Source organism: Pseudomonas sp. I2 (assembly GCF_040984075.1).
Lineage (GTDB): Bacteria > Pseudomonadota > Gammaproteobacteria > Pseudomonadales > Pseudomonadaceae > Aquipseudomonas > Aquipseudomonas guariconensis_B.
Genome location: NZ_JBCGFQ010000275.1, coordinates 1 through 224, shown reverse-complemented (window position 1 = coordinate 224; position 224 = coordinate 1). Strand labels below are relative to the sequence as shown.

Below are 224 nucleotides of genomic sequence, written 5' to 3'. Positions count from 1 at the left end.
ACCCGGAATACCCCGAAGACCGCCTGCGCTACATGATCGAGGACAGCGGCGTGCAACTGCTGCTGACCCAGAGCCACCTGCAACTGCCGCTGGCCGCAGGCGTGCAGACCCTGGCGCTGGACCTGGAGCCGGGCGCCGATGACGCGCGCAACCCGAACGTGGCGGTGGCCCCTGAAAACCTGGCCTATGTGATCTACACCTCCGGCTCCACAGGCCGGCCGAAA

At 67.4% G+C, this 224-nt stretch carries 1 protein-coding gene; it reads left to right on the top strand.

All coding sequences use genetic code 11. The annotated features are described in order from the left end of the window. The coding region (locus tag WCE05_RS26590; protein WP_368816915.1) for an AMP-binding protein at nucleotides 1-224 on the top strand (224 nt) is incomplete at both ends.